Annotated in this window: 15 protein-coding genes and 1 riboswitch; of the genes, 2 read left to right on the forward strand and 13 right to left on the reverse strand. The window is 47.2% G+C overall.

Going from position 1 to position 18134, the window contains the following annotated elements; genetic code table 11:
* Positions 1-57: 57 nt before the first annotated feature.
* Positions 58-3450: a DEAD/DEAH box helicase gene (locus NE638_RS05165; protein WP_173745859.1), complete on the reverse strand. Its 3393-nt coding sequence runs from the start codon at positions 3448-3450 to the stop codon at positions 58-60.
* 202 nt (positions 3451-3652) lie between these two features.
* Positions 3653-5083 carry an aspartate ammonia-lyase gene (locus tag NE638_RS05170; RefSeq protein WP_173745860.1) on the reverse strand — a complete coding sequence of 477 codons (1431 nt, stop codon included), beginning with the start codon at positions 5081-5083 and terminating at the stop codon, positions 3653-3655.
* A gap of 399 nt (positions 5084-5482) precedes the next feature.
* On the opposite strand from NE638_RS05170, the gene NE638_RS05175 reads away from it, so the two are divergent.
* Entirely contained in the window at positions 5483-5929 is a 447-nt protein-coding gene (locus tag NE638_RS05175; protein ID WP_021652217.1) for an Lrp/AsnC family transcriptional regulator, read from the forward strand.
* Between the two features lie 314 nt (positions 5930-6243).
* Here the strand turns inward: NE638_RS05175 and thiE are convergent, their stop codons facing one another.
* The 5 genes from thiE to arfA all read right to left on the reverse strand — a co-directional run bounded on the left by thiE (position 6244) and on the right by arfA (position 11649).
* Positions 6244-6885, reverse strand: a complete 642-nt coding sequence (gene thiE, locus NE638_RS05180; RefSeq protein WP_015526321.1) for a thiamine phosphate synthase — start codon at positions 6883-6885, stop codon at positions 6244-6246.
* Between the two features lie 16 nt (positions 6886-6901).
* Positions 6902-7804 (reverse strand): hydroxyethylthiazole kinase, encoded by a 903-nt coding sequence (locus NE638_RS05185; RefSeq protein WP_173745861.1) that lies wholly within the window; start codon positions 7802-7804, stop codon positions 6902-6904.
* Positions 7767-8321, reverse strand: a complete 555-nt coding sequence (gene thiW / locus NE638_RS05190; RefSeq protein WP_015526323.1) for an energy coupling factor transporter S component ThiW — start codon at positions 8319-8321, stop codon at positions 7767-7769. The genes NE638_RS05185 and thiW overlap by 38 nt, the downstream gene beginning before the upstream one ends.
* Positions 8322-8658: 337 nt before the next feature.
* Positions 8659-8761, reverse strand: a riboswitch (TPP riboswitch).
* A 322-nt stretch (positions 8762-9083) separates the two neighbouring features.
* Positions 9084-10073, reverse strand: coding sequence for an aldo/keto reductase (locus NE638_RS05195; protein WP_059086650.1), 990 nt, complete (start codon positions 10071-10073; stop codon positions 9084-9086).
* Between the two features lie 70 nt (positions 10074-10143).
* Complete coding sequence (arfA, locus tag NE638_RS05200) at positions 10144-11649, reverse strand: arabinosylfuranosidase ArfA (RefSeq protein ID WP_118609115.1); 1506 nt, start codon at positions 11647-11649, stop codon at positions 10144-10146.
* 342 nt (positions 11650-11991) lie between these two features.
* Between arfA and NE638_RS05205 the strand changes: the two genes are divergently transcribed.
* Entirely contained in the window at positions 11992-12768 is a 777-nt protein-coding gene (locus NE638_RS05205; protein ID WP_110103609.1) for a helix-turn-helix domain-containing protein, read from the forward strand.
* Positions 12769-12822: 54 nt separating this feature from the next.
* Here NE638_RS05205 and NE638_RS05210 read toward each other — a convergent pair whose 3' ends face one another.
* From NE638_RS05210 to NE638_RS05235, 6 genes are all read right to left on the reverse strand, one after another.
* A complete protein-coding gene (locus NE638_RS05210) occupies positions 12823-14520 on the reverse strand; it encodes an acyl-CoA dehydratase activase (RefSeq protein WP_118609116.1) in 1698 nt (565 codons plus the stop codon).
* On the reverse strand, positions 14517-15797 hold the full coding sequence (locus tag NE638_RS05215) for a 2-hydroxyacyl-CoA dehydratase subunit D (protein ID WP_118609117.1): 1281 nt from the start codon (positions 15795-15797) through the stop codon (positions 14517-14519). Before NE638_RS05215 ends, NE638_RS05210 begins: the two co-directional genes overlap by 4 nt.
* Before the next feature lie 316 nt (positions 15798-16113).
* Entirely contained in the window at positions 16114-16293 is a 180-nt protein-coding gene (locus NE638_RS05220; protein WP_015526328.1) for a DUF6472 family protein, read from the reverse strand.
* A 108-nt stretch (positions 16294-16401) separates the two neighbouring features.
* Entirely contained in the window at positions 16402-16860 is a 459-nt protein-coding gene (locus NE638_RS05225) for a ferritin-like domain-containing protein (RefSeq protein ID WP_044961927.1), read from the reverse strand.
* 64 nt (positions 16861-16924) lie between these two features.
* Positions 16925-17587: a DUF5110 domain-containing protein gene (locus NE638_RS05230; protein WP_118609266.1), complete on the reverse strand. Its 663-nt coding sequence runs from the start codon at positions 17585-17587 to the stop codon at positions 16925-16927.
* Between the two features lie 174 nt (positions 17588-17761).
* Positions 17762-18134, reverse strand: a 373-nt coding sequence (locus NE638_RS05235) for an RNA-guided endonuclease TnpB family protein (RefSeq protein WP_173737736.1), incomplete at its 5' end; no start/stop codon positions are given.

Consider the following 18134-nt stretch of genomic DNA (forward strand, 5'->3'; position numbering starts at 1 on the left):
ACCGCGTATTGCTTTTCGTAATTGAAGCAAGGAACTTACTTGATTCAGTTAAGAATTTTACCTGCCTAGCAGCTCCAGTACTTCCTCTCTGCTGATCAAAGCCTGGCCGATTCCCTCGCCGCTTAAGATCTCATCAGCCAGTTCCCGTTTTCTTTCCTGAAGAGCCCGGATTCGTTCTTCTATGGTGTCTTTCATAAAGAGGCGGTAGACACTGACAACGTTCTGCTGACCGATGCGGTGGGCACGGTCTGTTGCCTGATTCTGCACAGCAAGATTCCACCAGGGATCGTAGTGGATCACAATATCAGCTGCCGTAAGATTCAGGCCTGTTCCTCCTGCTTTCAGAGAAATGCAGAAAACAGAAGTATCATCCTCATTAAATGCATGTACCATCTGCGCCCGTTTTTCCTTGGAAGTCGATCCGGTCAACATATAAAAAGAAACTTTTGCTTTTTTCAGACGGACAGCCAGCACATCCAACATGGTAGTAAACTGGGAAAACAACAGGAGCTTATGTCCGCCATTCACCGCATTCTGAACCAACTCCATGCACATCTCCAGCTTGGAAGAATTCCCTTTGTATCCTTCATATACCAGTCCCGGATAACAGCAGATCTGCCGCAGCCTCGTGATCTCTGCAAGGATCTGCAGTTTAGAAGTGCGAAACTCCGCATCCGACTGCATCCCAAGCATCAGGCGAAGCCGTTCCGTATGGGCCTCATACAGCTCCTTCTGCTCGCTTTCCAACGGGGAAAACATATCTTTTTCCAGCTTATCCGGAAGATCCTTCAGCACATCCCTCTTCAATCTCCGCAGCACAAAAGGACGGATCATTTTCTGCAGACGCTCCATCGCATCGGAATTGCTGTACTGCACAGCCGGAAGTTCGATTTCCTTACGAAATTTTTCGTAAGAATAAAGGAAACCCGGCATCAGAAAATCAAAAATACTCCACAGCTCACTGAGCCTGTTCTCCACCGGTGTACCGGTCAGCGCAAGCCTGAATTCCGACCGGATCTCCTTCACAGCCTTTGCCACCTGAGTTCCGTGATTCTTGATATACTGCGCCTCATCAATGATCTGCACAGCAAAATCCAGGTTCTGATAAGCCTTCAGATCCCGTTTCAGAAGGTCATAGGAGGTGATCAGAACCTCCCGTTCTCCCGCATTTTTGATCAGTGCTTTCCTCTCCTTCACATCACCAGTCACAACGGTAGCCGGAAGTCCCGGCGCAAAACGTTCGATCTCGTTCATCCAGTTAAACACCAGCGAAGCAGGCGTTATCACAAGGGCACGTCTGTTTTCTCCCGGCGCAGATTCCTGAAATTCTGACCAGAGAAATGTGATCACCTGGAGGGTTTTTCCAAGTCCCATATCATCTGCCAGGATCCCTCCAAACTGATTATGCTTCAGAGTTTTGATCCAGTAAAAGCCCTCTTTCTGATAGCCCCGGAGGATTTTTTCCTGCTCCCTGGGAATCTGAAATTTATGTTCTTCCATTGTCTGCATGTTCCGGATCAACGCACGAAAGGCATTGTCCTTCTCTACCTTGATCAGATCGCCGCCCTTCAGCTGACTGTCCAGATACATAGCACGATAGGCCGGAACCTGAGTCTTTCCTTTTTTCAGTTCACGATCACTGATCTGCAGTCCATTTTTCAGAGCAGAAAGCTCCCTGAGCTGACCATCGGAAACATCCAGAAAGCTGCCATCCTTCAGGCGGAAATATTTTTTCCTGCGATCGTACCTGGAAAGAATATCAAAAAGCTGCGCCTGATCCATCCCCTCCACATCCAGATCCAGGTTCAGAAGTCCGGCTGACAGAGAAACGCCAAGACGGATGTTTGGCAGCTTTGTCACCCTCATCTGTTTGATGGACTGGGAAATATAGACAGCTGCAACTTTCTGCATGGCGGGGATCCCTTCAGTAAGAAGCTGGTAGAGCTTTTCTTCGGAATCTTTCACACTGTCGGGTTTCCCTGAACCTTCCCTGCACAAAGATTCCAGTTCCTCGGCACGACAATCCAATGCCAGCTCCATCCGCTGGTCATCATATCCGTTAAAATATTTTGACAGCAGCGCAAACACACCAAGCTCTCCCGGAATATCCCTGGTGCGGGCAGACACATCTCGGTCAAAAACCGAAAATTTATCCTTCCCGTAAACAGAAAATGCCTTACAGGTGATCCAGTCACGCTCCGGCGCATCCAGATAGATCTCATATGCAGCCTTGTAGCATTCAAGACCTGTTTCTTCCGGGAAATCCCTGAGATCACAGTGAAAAAATTTTTTCAGGGAAGGAAGCAGCTCACGCACAAACGCAGGCACATCCGGTTCATCAATAAAGCCTCGGCCTGCAGGAAGCCGCTCCAGACAAGCAACAAATTCCTCCACTGCTCCAAGCTCCTGCCTGGAAACCAGATATACCTTCGCATTATCAAAATACATATGATACCGTATGCCTGTCACACTGTATACCGGCGCGATCTCAAGAGATAACCCCTGATCCTTCTTCCGGATCATCAGCGTCCTGTCCGGAATTTCTCTGACAGAATGCCATGTTGTTTCCGGATCATTGTTCATTTTGAACTTGAAACTTTTTTCGCCAAGTATAAGAAGCAGATCCTCAAGTTCTTTTCTGTCAACGGTAAGATCCCTCACCTTTTCCACAGCTATATTCTTCAGCTGTTCATATCTGGACATGTAAGTGCCGTGATGATTCTCGACCCATTCCCGGATAAAGGCCAGCACGCTTCTGGATCCTTCTGAAAAGGCTTCATCTGAATGGATAAATTCCAGATTTTTTCCATAAGAAACCTTCTCATTATGATCCAGATTCCACACAAAGGCCAACACATCCTTGAGGATATATTTTTTCTCACAGCCAACGCGGAATTCCACGGTAAAACAATTTCTCACAGAATTAAATTTCAGGCAGGTTTCCAGCTCCACCCTGCCAAAATACGGATCCCCGGAAAACGGAAGCATACGGCTGTATAGCTGGCGATTAAGGAGGCTTTTCAGCTCAACGGTGGTTTTCGTTGCAGGCTGCCCTGGTCCGGATAAAGCAGCCGGAAATGCTGTTCCGCTGAATAACTCTGCCTGCTTCTGTTCCTCATCCTGCTGTCTGCGGATTTCCACACGCTCATAGGCCTTACGGTCTCCATATTCCAGAAGCACTGCCACGCAATGCTTACAGATCCCGGAATAGCTGCGAAAGGCCGGGCAGTCACAGTATGCTTCTTTTATGCGGTCCGCTTCTGTATCATACTGAAAGCCTGTATTGTATACATTACGCCCACTTCCCTTCACTGCTGCAGATATTTTATCCACAGCTCCTTCCGACTTAATATCCAGCGACTGGATCCTCTTTCCGGTACGGTAAATATCAAGGCCTCTCTGATATGCCGTTGTATTACAAAGTGCCCGTATGGCTGTTCGTTTAAGCATGCATCTTTCCCTTCTTTTCTTATCGCGTTTCTTCCATTATAAAAGGAGACCTGCACTGTGGCAAGTCTCCTTATAATACTCATTGATATCTCATTCCTGATCTGCCTATAGCATTTCCATAAAATCCCGCATCAGGTTCAGCTGCTCTGAAATGAATTGCTGCATCAGACGTTCCCGTCATACGTTGGTACAGATAACTTTCTCAGCAGGCTTTCCTTCTTGCTTCATCCTCTTTCCGCTCTTCTCCGACTTCTGTCATCAGATACGGATCAAGAACCTCTTCCAGCTCTTTCTCAGTCATGATCCCTTGTTCCAGAACAAGTTCCCGGACAGACTTGCCAGTTTTTACTGCAGTTTTTGCGATGGTTGCAGACGCCTTGTAGCCAATATGCGGGCAGAGAGCCGTTGCGATTCCTGCACTGCTTTCCATCAGGTCTTTGCAGTGTTTGCGGTTTGCGGTGATTCCTGTGATGCAGTTTACGATCAATGTATCCACTGCTTTTTCCAGAGTCGTAATGGATTCAAAAAGATTACAAAATACAACCGGCTCAAAAGCATTCAACTCCAGCTGTCCGGCTTCTGCTGCCATGGTAATGGTGGTATCATGTCCTACGATGTGGAAAGCAACCTGGCTTACTACCTCCGGAATGACCGGATTTACCTTACCTGGCATGATGGACGACCCATTCTGCTTCGCCGGAAGGTTGATCTCCCCAAATCCGGTTTTCGGGCCGGAGGACATCAGTCGAAGATCGTTGCACATCTTGGAAAGATCCACCGCACAGGTTTTTACTACACCGGATACGGCAACAAAGCCGTCCAGATTTTCTGTTGCGTCAAAAAGGTCCTCGGCCTGTTTCAGCGGATAACCTGTAATCTTTTCCAGATTTGGCACGATCTTATAAAAATAAGAGTCGGAAACGTTGATAGCAGTTCCCACTGCAGTTCCTCCAAGGTTTACGGTGTACATTTCCCTGTGAGCCTTTTTGATACGTTTCCTGTCTCTGGAAACCATAGACGCATAACCGTGGAACACCTGACCAAGACGGATCGGAACTGCATCCTGAAGCTGTGTACGTCCCATGGTGATCACATCATCGAACTCCTCTGCCTTTTTTGCAAGCTCCTTCTCAAGTCTTACCAATGCTTTTTCCAGAGGTGCAAGAAGATCCAGAACGGTAAGCTTACCGGCCGTCGGGATCACATCATTGGTGGACTGCGCCATGTTTACGTGATCATTTGGATGGACCATTTTATAGCTACCCTTCGGACATCCGAGGATCTCACCGGCTCTGTTTGCGATCACCTCATTCATATTCATATTTGCGCTGGTTCCGGCACCACCCTGAATGGCATCTACGATAAATTCCTCAGCCAATTTTCCTGAGATCACTTCATCGCAGGCTCTGACAATGGCGTCTGCCTTATCCTCCGGAAGAAGCCCTGCATTATTATTAGTGATAGCTGCTGCTTTTTTAATCTGTGCCAGGTTCCTAATAAATGCCGGATGAAGCTTTGTACCTGTAATAGGAAAATTCTGTTTTGCCCTTAAAGCCTGAACTCCGTAATAAGCCTCTGCAGGCACTTTCATAGTTCCGATCGAATCTGCTTCCAGTCTTGTTTCTGTTGTCATTTTATCATCCCTCTTCTTTCTTCTGATCCTGTGCACATCTGATTTGCTCCGCCCTCTGATCTCATCTTTTTCAGTCCGACGGATATTCACTGTTTACAAATCATTCTGTTATTTTCATTTTTATCAGCAGCTGTTTTTCTGATGCCTAAGAAACTAACACTTTCTTTGTGGCTTGTAAATACTTTTAATTGAAAACCACGATTATCCGTGTTTTTCAATAGTTTATATTAATCTTTTTAAGAATTTCTTTTATTTTTCTTATTTTTATTAAGTCGTTTCTTGTGTTGTGATAACACACGCAGTATAATCAATACAGAAATACCTATTTTCAATCCACTTCCCTACGCAGCTCTGTACCAGTTACAAATGACGTTTTTTCATCGAAAGGAGACATTCTACATGGAACACAAACTCGACAACATCGACCGAAAGATCATCGAAATGCTTCAGAAAAACGCCCGCACCCCGGTAAAGGAAATCGCAAAGGAAGTCTTCCTCTCATCCCCCGCTGTTTCCGCCAGGATCGAACACCTCGAAAAAAACGGGCTGATCACAGGCTACCACGCCCAGATCAACCCGGTATTTCTCGGTTATCATATAAAAGCATTCATCAACCTGGAAGTAGAACCCAACCAGAAAAAAGACTTCTATCCCTTCATCCAGTCCATCCCAAACGTCATCGAATGCAACTGCGTCACCGGCGATTACTCCATGCTCATCGAAGTAGCCTTCCGCTCCACCATGGAACTGGACCACTTCATCAACGAACTCCAGCAGTTCGGCCGCACCAAAACACAGATCGTATTCTCCACCAGCGTAGAACACAGAGATCTGCCGGTGGAGTAACCACCCTCCCCTGCCGCCTTGAAAAACCAGCCCGTGAGGCGTGTGCTGCCTGTCGCCGGACTCTGCAGGAGGGGAGCTGATTCTTGGCTGGCGGAAATCTGCGTTGTTTTTCAAAAGTCCGCTGTCTGAGCGGCTGCAAGACGCGAGTTCGGACTTTTGGAAAACGATTTTAGCAGAATTCCGGCAGCCTAGAAGCCAGCCCCCGACGAAGCCCCGGCGACAGGCAGCACACGCCTCACGGGCGTCCGTATTTCAACAAAAAAAGAACAGCAATGAACCTCAAATCCACCACTGCTCTCCATTCATTTCCTAAATCACTTTCCCATCAAAGCAACAATCTTCTCCTTCAGCTCCCGCGCATTCTTCTTCGGATCCTCCGCCTTCATGATCGCAGAAACAACCGCCATACCACTCATACCGGCGCCCTCAAGCACATCCATATTCCCGGCATTCAATCCCCCGATCGCAACCGCCGGAATCGGAACCGCCTCACAAATATCCTTCAACGTAGAAACCTTGGTAAGGATCGTCACAACCTTAGTAGTGGTAGGATAAATCGCCCCCACACCAAGATAATCCGCACCATCCTCATAAGCCTTCACAGCAGCCTCCACCGTCTTGGCAGTAGCCCCCACGATCTTATCCGGTCCCATCAGCTTCCTTGCCACAGCAACCGGAATATCAGAAGCTCCAACATGCACACCAGCCGCATCACAGGCCAGCGCCACATCCACACGATCATCAATGATCAGCGGCACATTGTAACGATCTGTGATCTCCTTCACCTTAAAAGCCTTATCCAGATACTCCCGTCCACCCTTATTCTTCTCGCGAAGCTGGACCAGAGTCACACCACCCTTACAAGCCTCCTCAACCGTACGGAGCAAAGACTCCTCCGTATGATAAGAACTATCCGTCACCAGATACAACGTTACATCCAAATCTTTTCTATCCATCCTAATCCCCTCTTTTTCAGTACATTTCAATCTTCAACAGATCCAGCAGCTGTCGATCCGAAAGCCCATAGATCTCATCCAGCAGATTTACCTGAAAGCTTCCCGGACCGCGGGAAATCTTCTCCGCTTCCTCGCCGGCGATACCCATAAGTGCAGTACCAAGCACTGCCGCAGCCAGATAATTCCCGGATCTCCCATTTAATTCCATCTCAACGCCAGACCAGACACCTGCCTCTATACTATCCGTCATCTCTTTCGCAATATTATCTTCGCACCCCGGCAAAAACGCCGCAGTCAGTGCACCGACCATACAGCCGGTTCCTGTGATCCCGGACAGCGCCGCACTGCCATTTTGTACCAGAACAACCCGTTCACCATCCGTAACAAAATCCTGTTTCCCGGTAGCCAGCACGATTGCCTGATTATTTCTGGAAAAAGCCTTAAGCACTTCACTGACTCCATCGATATTTTCCTCAGTCAGAGCATCCTCGACACCCGCATCGATTCCGATCGCATGAGACGGCAGCCCGGAAACAGCCAGAAGCTCTGACATATTTCCCTTCAGCACTGCCGGATGACCGATCCTTAAAAGCTCCCGTGCCAGATCCAGCCTGAGATCACTGCAGGCAACCCCTACCAGGTCCAGAAGAACCGGAATCTTATTTTCCATCGCTGTTCTCATAGAACGCTTCATTGACTCGATCCTGGCATTGGTAATATTCCCGAGATTCAGCATCAACGCACCAGCCGATGCCGTAATACCTGTCACCTCTGCCGGATGCTCCGCCATGATCGGCCTTGCACCTACTGCAAGGACCACGTTGGCACAGTCATGGATCGAGATCGGATTGGTGATGCAATGGATCAGCGGCTTTTCTTCTTTAATTCGCTTTCGCAGTTGTAAAATTCTTTGTCTCATATGTTTTTGAACCCAAAGCTGCCTGGAATTTCACCAGAAGACCTGCTTTACTCAGAGCCTTCAGGAAAATATAGGCAACACATCCTCCCATTGTGGTTGCTGCAAGGAACATCGGCGTATAATAAAATGCTGTCAGTCCGCCTCTTCCCATCAGGAATGCCATCACCGGATAAGAAACCATGGATCCGATGATACCCGTTCCAAAGATCTCACCGATCACCGCGCAGATGATCTTGCCTTTGGAAAGTCTGTAGAACACACCTGAAAGGAATGCGCCAAATACTGCACCGGTCAGTGCAAGTGGCGGGATTCCCATGAACATCATACGGATCACGCCGATCATGGTCGCACAGAGAAGGGAATACCACGGTCCCATCAGAACCGAGCATACGATATTGACAAGATGCGCCGTGGGGCACATTCCCTCAATCCTCAGGATCGGTGAAATAACGACACCGATCGCAACCATCATTGCCAGCATTACCATACGAAGCGTGTGCATCCTTTGTTTTTCCATAGTGTTTTTCCTCCCTGAAATATCAGGCAGAACCCTGTCAGATCCGGGCAAAAGCTTCCCGTCTGCTGCAGTCTGCCCTTAGATTTTGGCGGTCGAAGTTCCCTTACTTCCTCTCACTCCGAAAACACGGATTCCCATCGCTTACATGATCCTTCCGGAAAAATCCTCCGGAATATCACTCTCCTGCCAGACATTAAGGCGCTCCCCTTCCTGCCCGCTCTTTCGCAGAAGCTCCACATGCAGTCTCTGTCACTTTCACATCCCCCCATTGTCAGACCATTCCAGTTCCATTCCTGCATCCGAAAAGAGCGCATCCCATGGCAAACTCCACGGAGACACGCTCTCAGATCACAATCCCTCCGTTGGCATTACCCAAATCAGGTACGGTCGAAGATCTATCTTCCTCTCAGCCTGTCACACAAGCTCCCGCTGGCTCTTTTCTTTTCTGTTTTTCAATATAGCACACACCTATCCCGTTGTCAAACCTCCACTGCTTATTGCTCTTTGCACTCCCGCCGGAGACGTTACTGTTCACTCCGTTCTCAGCAACACGCTTCGCGATGCACAGAATTTATGCTAATCGCATAAATTCGCGCGGTATGTCTCGGGTTTTCTGTGACCTTCGCTCACAAAAAACACCTCGCGGAATATTACCAGTAAACAGTAACCCGGAAACTTTCCTAATTCAGTTAAACAATTATTTTGGCATAAAAAACTCCCTGCTTCACTACTTTTCATAGTAAAACAGGAAGTATATAAATCTTATTTTGAAATCTCGTCGATCAGACGCAGCTCCTCAGCTGTAAACGGTGCACAGTGGATCGCTTTCACATTATCAAGGATCTGCTGCGGCTTGGAAGCTCCGATCAGAACACTGGTAACTTCCTTATGCTGAAGCAGCCAGCCAAGTGCCATATCAGCCAGCTTCTCTCCACGCTGGGCTGCCAGATCGTTCAGTCTCCGGATCTGATCCAGACGCTCCGGCGTCAGCACACTTTCCTTAAGGAATCTTCCATCTTTGCGGATACGGCTGTCCTCCGGGATCCCGTTCAGGTAACGGTCTGTCAGCTGTCCCTGAGCAAGAGGGCTAAAGGTGATCAGACCTTTTTTCAAAATGCCGGTGGTTCTCTTGAGACCGTTTTCTTCCACTGTTCTGTCAAAAATGGAATACCGGTTCTGGTTGATCACAAAGGGACATTTCAGATCCTTCAGGATCGCTGCCGCCTGGCTTAAGGTTTTTCCATCATAATTGGAAAGTCCCACATAAAGGGCCTTGCCCTGCTGAACCGCTGTTGCCAGCGCCCCCATAGTCTCCTCAAGCGGAGTCTCCGGGTCCATTCTGTGATGGTAAAAAATATCCACATATTCCAGACCCATGCGCTTCAGGCTCTGGTCAAGGCTTGCCAGAAGATACTTGCGGCTGCCCCAGTTTCCATAAGGGCCCTCCCACATATCATAGCCTGCCTTTGTTGTGATGATCAGCTCATCACGGTATGGCATCAGTTCTTCTTTCAGGATCTTGCCGAAATTCCGTTCCGCACTTCCATAGGCAGGTCCGTAATTATTGGCAAGGTCAAACTGTGTGATACCATTGTCAAAAGCTGTAAAGCACAGCTGCTTCATGTTTTCATAATCAGAAGTATCTCCGAAATTATGCCATAATCCAAGAGACACCTTCGGAAGCATCAGGCCGCTTTCACCGCAGCGGTTGTACTCCATAGTTTCGTAGCGTTCCTTTGCAGGTGTGTACATAAAAAAGACCTCCCATAATGTAGCATGATTTACATTTTCTGTAACTACTTTTACTATACTTCACCGGCCCTTATTTCGCAAGACGGATCATATTCCAGCTGTGTTTTGCAAAAACTGCTTCCAGTTTTCCGCCGTCCAGCTTTGAGCATTCTGCACTGGCTTTTACAGGAACTACATTCTCCGGCTGAGCCTCTGTATTGGCTGCCTGAAGATCGTCATTATTAAGTACAATATGCTCTACGATCTTATATCCCTCAAACTGTCTTAAGTCACAGGAAACTTCCATATCCTCATCCAGACTCTTATTCACTGCAAAGATCGTCAGCGTATCCTTTTCCTCATCCCAGACACACACAGAATCCAGATATGGCGCTTCGCCATAAGTTTTGCTCTCGTATACCGGTGTGAGAACCTGTGTATTAAGGACGGTTCCTCTTCCAAACACACTTGTCAGCATATACGGATAAAAGATCGTCTGACGCCATGCGCCTGTATCGGATGTCATGATCGGCGCAATAACATTTACCAGCTGTGCCATGCAGGCGATCTTTACACGATCTGCATGACGGAGAAGTGTGATCAGCATACTTCCCACAAGAAGTGCATCCTCAAAGTTATAAACATCCTCCAGCTGATGGGGCACCTGTACCCATTTTTCCAGCTTTTTATCCTGTTCATTGCTGTGGTACCATACGTTCCATTCGTCGAAGGAAAGATTAATCTGTTTTTTTCCATGCTTCTTTGCTTTTACAGCATCGCAGATGGAAACCACTCCTGAGATAAAATCATCCATGCCCTTGGAGCTTGCCAGAAAATCGGCAGTGTCTCCCGATGCATTTCCATAGTACTGATGCAGGGAAAGATAATCCACCTGATCGTAAGCCTCGTCAAGAACCGTATACTCCCAGGAGCCAAAGGTAGGCATTTCCAGATTGGAGCTTCCGCATGCAACAGTCTCAACCTCCGGATCCATAAATTTCATCAGGCGGGCAGTCTCTGCTGCAACTCTTCCGTACTCTGCCGCAGTTTTATGTCCCATCTGCCACGGACCGTCCATCTCGTTTCCGAGACACCATAATTTGATATCATGCGGGTGTTCATAGCCGTGAGCCTTACGGAGATCACTGTAATAGGTACCACCCTTAAAGTTACAGTATTCCAGAAGATTTTTCGCATCCTCCGGTCCTCTTGTTCCCAGGTTTACTGCCATCATCACATCGCTGCCGGCTTTTCTGGACCAGTCCACAAACTCATTGAGTCCAAACTGGTTTGTCTCGATGACACCCCAGGCCAGCTCCGGTCTGGACGGACGCTGAGCTTTCGGTCCGACGCTGTCCTCCCAGCGGAATCCGGATACAAAATTTCCGCCCGGATAACGAACGATCGGTACCTGAAGCTCCCTTACCAGTTCCAGAGTATCCTTCCTGAATCCCTGCTCATCAGAAAGGGGGCTGCCTTCCTGATAAATCCCCTCATAAACCGCACGTCCGAGATGTTCTATAAAGGAACCATAGATCCTTTTGTCTGTTTTTCCGGTGAGGAAATATTTGTCCACGATGATCTGCGCTTTTTTCATTGTAAAAATCCTCCTGCAAATTATTATTTTCTGCCTGCCACTGCATTGGACTCTGTTTCCGATTCCGCCATATACCGGCTCTTACGCCTCTGTTCGCTCACACACTCTCAGACAGATCGGAAATCAACCGTTTCTATGTTTCATTTTACCATCCTGTTCTATCCATACCAGTGATTATCTTCCGAAACAGTTGACTTTTTTTCCGGTAAGATTTATCGTAAAGACAGTCTTACCAGACGGACGTCCCTCTGTCACTTTACTTTATACTTCCAGACAGAAAGTTCTTTACAATGCCACAGTCGGATTGTCTGATCTACGTAATGAAAGGAGCGCAGCATTTTCATGGATTTCACCTTAAATTTCTGCGAATACAACCGTTCCAACTCCGATTACGACAGGATTTTCCGGCCGGAGGGAAGCGGAGATTTTCTTTTTCTTTTATTTAAAACACCAATGAAGGTTTATCTGGGCGATCAGCTTACTGTCACCCGGGATAATGCCTGCATCTTTTATATTCCGGGAAATCCCCAGCATTATCAGGCTGTGCGAAAATTTCGGAACAGTTATGTCCATTTTTCCTGCGGAGAAAATCTGGCAAAACGGTTCGGACTTCCCTGCAACGAAATTTTTTACCCCAGTGACTGCCAGGAGATCGATCACTGTATCCAGAAGCTGCAGCATGAATATCTGAACAGAGAAGTTTTTTCCCGGGACTACGAGTATGCCCTGCTCTGCCAGCTGATGATCACAGCCTCACGGGAACTCCGCAGTACAGATACAGGCAAGTCTGCAGACTCGGAGCTCTGCAGCCTGTTCCAAAAAATCCGTCTGGAAATGCTTACAAATTACGAAAAGCCATGGACAACAGAAAAGCTCTGCGCCATGGCTAATCTCGAAAAAAGTCAGTTTTATTCCTGTTACCGGAATTTTTTTGACAGTACCCCTCATGCTGACCTGAATCTGCTCCGTCTGGAAAAAGCCAAAAATCTGCTCACCAACGAAGCTCTGCCTGTTCAACAGGTGGCTCTGCTGTGCGGATTTTCAAATCTCTCCCACTTCAGCCGGTACTTCCGAAAGAACTGTGGCTGTTCGCCCAGTGAATGGGCACGCCGCCCCTGACCAAAAGGATATTCACACTCTGCATTCACTGCGCAGGCAACTTGTCTGATCTGATCACCGTGCCGCATTACACTTCTCATAAGCAAACAGTGCCGCACCAAGCGCACCACAAAGCTGTGCCTCATCACAGATATAAAGCTTCGCACCCAGCTTCTCCTCCAGTGCCTGGATGATACCTTTATTTCTGGCAACACCACCGGTCATCATGTATTCCCCCGGATTCTTTTTGCCAAGGCGGGCTGCAAGAGCTCCTACCTTGGAAGCAACAGATACATTCAGACCATGGATGATATCTGCCACGTCCTTATTCTGGGCAACCAGGGAAACTACCTCGGACTCTGCAAATACAGTACACATGCTTGAGATCACTACGTTCTCTTTCCACTCCAGACCACGGGTACTCATCTCCTCCAGGGAAAGTCCAAGAGTACGGGCCATCATTTCCAGGAATCGTCCGGTTCCTGCTGCACATTTATCGTTCATCAGGAAATTTTTTACCGCACCGTTCTCGTCAATGCTGATCGCCTTGATATCCTGACCGCCGATGTCGATAACTGTACGCACATTCGGATTCAGATAATGGGCTCCCTTTGCGTGACAGGTAATCTCTGTGATACTGTCATCACCACTGTCAATATAGGCACGTCCATATCCGGTAGTAACGATACGCACGATATCTTCTTTCCTGATCCCTGCTTTTTCCACGGCCATCTCCAGGCTCTTCTCTGCACTCATCATAGCGCCGCCGCCTGTGGGAATGATCATGGTCGATTTAATTTTTCCGTCTTTATCCAGGATCACAACATCCGTACTTGTGGAACCGCTGTCGATCCCTGCCACATAATAAACTCCTGATTCCATTTTTTTCCTTATCTCCTCGCTGATTCCTTTTGATGGGTCCATATCCTCAGAGCCTTCCAGGGTCTCCGCAAAAGCCTGCACTCTGGTAAGGAGCTGTCCTGCACTCTGGCTTGTAAAATCTGTCTCGATCTTCAGAAGCGGAACCTTGATATCACGCTTGATGCTTGCATACTCAAATCCGTAATAGTCGCAGAATTTAATAGTATGATAAATGATCCCCTTCAGGTTCGGATCCAGATACAGCCGGTTTCTTCGGGTGCTGTTGTTCATACGGAAGCAGGGCATCTGTGAAAGAAGTGCATCCGCATAAGCCAGGAACATAGCATCGTCTTCCATTTTTTCCAGCTCCTCACGGATCACTGCAAGACGTCTTCCACCTGTACAGGTCAGGTTTTCCACATCCATGCGGATATTATCCCGGATCATTTTTTCCAGGATGCCGCTGACACGGACACCCAGAACACCGATATACGGCTGGTTATCCACAGGCTCATGGGAAAAAGCATTCAGAAATCCACTTCTGTCGAAGGTTTTCCCCGAAAATTTCTCATAAGCTTTCTTCAGACGGTGGATGCCCTGGGCAAGCTTCACCTTTTCACAGTCGTTATCCTCATGAGGCATGTCCAGCATGTACAGAAATTTACATTTACCGGTACTTTCCACAATGTCGTACACACGACGCATGGAATCACAGCAGTTAACAAGAATAAGCTGCTCTACCTTTCCCTCCAGCACTGCCTGGATCACAGATTTTCCGAAGCCACAGAGATTAGCATGGGCGATCTGGTCCGAAAGCTCAAAATTCTCCGGCATTTCCTCAAGAACCGCACATTCCTCGCCAAAGCCCTTAAACAGCTCCAGCGGTGTATATTTACAGACGTAATGTATCATGACCGTTTTTCCTCCTTACCTTCTGACAGCATTTCCAGATATGCCTGAAGTCGTGTGGATACCTGGCCGTCACTGGAATTGGCCGGGTTACAGCCGTCACCGTCCAGGACCATGGTTGGAAGTCCTGCGTTTTCCAGAGAATTTTTGATCAGGCTGGAAGCTCCGATAGTTCCCTTGCAGCCCCAATGCGCAAAAAGGATCCCGCCGTCTGCCTCTGTAAGACTGGCCAGCTCCTGGGCACGCCGGATCCTCTGTTTCACACTTCCGTTGTAAATGCAGTTGACCATTTTTTCCGCAAGGGCCTCATAAGGATCCGAGGCCTGCATCCGCTGAAAACCGTCTGCAACAAAATCACAGGCACGGATATGCACGTTCTGGCTGTAATTAAATACATCCTTTACCGGCTCCTGCAAAAACGGCATCATATGCATCCACAAAATATGAAGACCTTCCCCCTTTGGTGCCTTCTTCACATCCTCAAGAAGCATTTTTGTATATTTCAGGGATTCCTCTGAGCCCGCCAGAAGATGACACATAAAGATCGCATACAGCTCATTTGTCAGGGAAGTCACCGGATCGTGATCCTTTCTGAGGGCAAGCTGGCTGCTGTAATAGGAGGCCGCTTCATTGCTGTTGGCAACTGCACGCTGTACCGACTGCTCGGAGATTTTTTTCCCGCCTACATCCTCCAGGAATTTCTTCAGCTCGCGGAGCTGATCTGCAACATAGCTGATGGAATCCTGATTTTTTTCATAGGGTACGTCAATATAAAAGCCCGGGATCTGATATTTCTGTTTCAGATAAGGAAACGTCATCATGTTTCCATCGCAGGCAAGGTTTGTGTAGATGGTACATTTGGGCTTCGGTACCAATCCTGTCATGGACGCTCCCAAAAAAACTCTGTGATAGGAGCACATGGTTTCCGGAAAGCCCTCTGATTCCGTCTGTGCCAGAAATGCCTGCTCACATCTGGTTCCGGCGATGAAGCAGGACATTGCCTCCACGGAATACGGAGTGATCCCTGCTGCTGTCAGAAGCTCTCCCGGTACAAAAATGCTCACAAGCGCGGTATCGTCCGGTTTTGCAAGGGCTTTGATAATATTCTGCATGACTACACGGGCTACATACTGTCCCGAAGCCGGAAGCTTCCTGTCAGGAAAAAGCTGCAGACGTTTTTCCTGAAGCCGGTATCCAGTGAGAAGAAGTTTTCGTGCTTTTTCCGGATCCCTGATGGATCTCTCTCCCACCATATCCCCGAATTTCTTTATAATATCCAATCTGTCACATCCTCCGTCAAATCAAAAAATCTATTATAAGTCTGTCAGACGCTTACCCGAAATTTTGTCTCAAACAAAATCCTGTAGCATTATCATCGTCTGGATGGTATAAAGGTTCCACCTGTCAGACCAATATTTTTATTATAAAGATATTTTTTTCAAATGTAAACACGCCAATTTTTACAAATTTGAAGCCTTTTGCACATATCAAAACATCAAAATGCAGATTTTCCACAAAACTCGCATTCCTTTTCGTGGAAAACCCGCATTTGTCTTATCGCATTATCTTCTGCTCTGTTTTTTCCGTTACTCTATATCACATCTGATGACGTACCACCTTATATTCATCTCCGGAACGATAATAGGGACATTCCTTGTAATCACTGCTCACAAAACGATAATATTCGTCCTCATCCAGATTGACATCACAATAATATTCGTCACACTCTTCATCATATGTATAGTTTGCACAGTATTCGCAGCTGGTTCCCTTCATATTTATTTCTCCTCTCTTTGCAGGAAAGTATTTCTCCCTGCTGTTCTCCTGATTATATAACAAAAAAAGGAAGAATTCCATTACTGAAATCCTCCCTTTTTTTATATATCAGAACATTCCGTTCACAGTCTTATATTTGTAAAGCATCTCCGCATGATTCTGCTCTTCCACCTGGATATCTGCCAGAAGCTTCCGCACACCACTGTCTTCAAAAGCAAAAACATCCGAGTTGTATTCTCCGGAAATCAGCTTTTCTGTTCCGATACAGTCTGTTGCAAGAAAAGCATCGTGTTCCTTATCCTCTGAGGACATCACCGATGTGTAAGCAGCCTTTGGCTGGTAATCACGGCCGTCACTGTCATTGCAGTTTACCTGGGGAACTGTACCGGAAAGCACCTGACTCAGGGAATCGTAATGCTCCTGCTCTTTTTTCTGAAGAGTCTGAAATAAGCTTTTAAGCTCCGGATCCCTGGCCTGCTGTGCGTATTTTCCGTATTTTTCAATGCAGCTTTTTTCTTGTGTCTGAAGATCCTGGATCACTGTGCGTTCTTTTTCCTTTAATATCATTATGATCATCCTTTCTTTTGATAATAATGATAGTATGGTTTGGAAACGCGATTTTATTCATATTTTACGCAGTCAGTATCTCCATCAGTGCTCCATAAAGATCCTTGTCCAGCTCCATGGACTGAAGCTCAGATAAAAGAACCGGCAGCTTCTTTCCTGCTGTGATCAGCTGATATAATCTGTCCTTCAGTACAAAACCGATCTCTGCCTGGTTCAGGAAATCAAAGATACGTTTCTCTATACGATTATCCGCTACCTCTCCTGCGAGAATGATCTGCACCTCTGCCGCTGTGTCTGCTTCCACTTCCACACAGATCTTCTGAAGCTTCTCTTCATATTTTACAGCAGCCTCAGTCTCTGCTCCGTTAACCAGAACCTTCACAGTATCTGTTCCTGTTTTCGCAAAATCACAGAACTCCACGGTATAAGCTCTCTTTGCCGGGATCAGCTCTGTTTTTCCCTGTGCGGGATGAATGGTAAACACTCCCTGATCCTTTTCCTTATAATCCATTTCCGTAAATACACAGGCACCATTTTCGTAAGCACAGGTTTCGTTGTCATCCTCATACAATCTGAAGCTTCCGTCAGCACCCGGGAATACCCGGATATTCAGGCTTTCCGGATTCTTTTCCACCTCTGTTCCACGGATCTCATCGGTCATCACCAGAATACCGCCTGCTTTTGCAAGAACCGGGATACTGTCCAGAGTACGGTACATATCCACCATTCGTCCACCCTCATAGCGCAGACCTGTTTGACACTCCCCACAGCTAAAGCAGGGGGATTCTTGCTTCTCCCACTACTGCATTGGCAAACACCTTACGGTACTGCAATGTCTTACACAGTGTCCACAAGCTATATTTATACTGTTCCCGTATGCCCTACGGTACAGTTTTTATCTTTATGCAGACTGCATCTGCAGTCCTTTTTTCAGAATATTGATACTTGCATTCGTATCCCGGTCATGAACCGCATGGCATTTGGGACACTCCCAGATACGAATGCCCAGATTTTTTATCCGTGGATTTCTGTAGCCACAACAGCTGCAGGTCTGACTGCTCGGATACATCGTTGGTACTCTGTGAATTTCATTTCCATACCAGCCAGCTTTATATTCCAGCATTTCAAAAAATTTTGCCCAGGAAACACTCGCTATCGATTTTGACAGTTTATGATTCCGGATCATCCCCTTAACATTCAGATCTTCAATACAGATGGTTTGGTTTTCACGCACCAGCATCGTTGACTGTTTCTGCAGGAAATCATTCCGCTGA

It is taken from the genome of Blautia sp. MSK.18.38, assembly GCF_024460535.1.
GTDB classification, from domain to species: Bacteria; Bacillota; Clostridia; order Lachnospirales; family Lachnospiraceae; genus Blautia_A; species Blautia_A fusiformis.

Bases quoted from the DNA above. Each gene is read 5' to 3' on its own strand.
- arfA (WP_118609115.1), bottom strand. From the start codon at position 11,649: ATGAAAAAAGCGCAGATCATCGTGGACAAATATTTCCTCACCGGAAAA.
- thiW (WP_015526323.1), bottom strand. From the start codon at position 8,321: ATGGAAAAACAAAGGATGCACACGCTTCGTATGGTAATGCTGGCAATG.
- NE638_RS05185 (WP_173745861.1), bottom strand. From the start codon at position 7,804: ATGAGACAAAGAATTTTACAACTGCGAAAGCGAATTAAAGAAGAAAAG.
- thiE (WP_015526321.1), bottom strand. From the start codon at position 6,885: ATGGATAGAAAAGATTTGGATGTAACGTTGTATCTGGTGACGGATAGT.
- NE638_RS05170 (WP_173745860.1), bottom strand. From the start codon at position 5,083: ATGACAACAGAAACAAGACTGGAAGCAGATTCGATCGGAACTATGAAA.
- NE638_RS05210 (WP_118609116.1), bottom strand. From the start codon at position 14,520: ATGATACATTACGTCTGTAAATATACACCGCTGGAGCTGTTTAAGGGC.
- NE638_RS05165 (WP_173745859.1), bottom strand. From the start codon at position 3,450: ATGCTTAAACGAACAGCCATACGGGCACTTTGTAATACAACGGCATAT.
- NE638_RS05230 (WP_118609266.1), bottom strand. From the start codon at position 17,587: ATGGTGGATATGTACCGTACTCTGGACAGTATCCCGGTTCTTGCAAAA.
- NE638_RS05220 (WP_015526328.1), bottom strand. From the start codon at position 16,293: ATGAAGGGAACCAGCTGCGAATACTGTGCAAACTATACATATGATGAA.
- NE638_RS05195 (WP_059086650.1), bottom strand. From the start codon at position 10,073: ATGTACACACCTGCAAAGGAACGCTACGAAACTATGGAGTACAACCGC.
- NE638_RS05175 (WP_021652217.1), top strand. From the start codon at position 5,483: ATGGAACACAAACTCGACAACATCGACCGAAAGATCATCGAAATGCTT.
- NE638_RS05225 (WP_044961927.1), bottom strand. From the start codon at position 16,860: ATGATATTAAAGGAAAAAGAACGCACAGTGATCCAGGATCTTCAGACA.
- NE638_RS05205 (WP_110103609.1), top strand. From the start codon at position 11,992: ATGGATTTCACCTTAAATTTCTGCGAATACAACCGTTCCAACTCCGAT.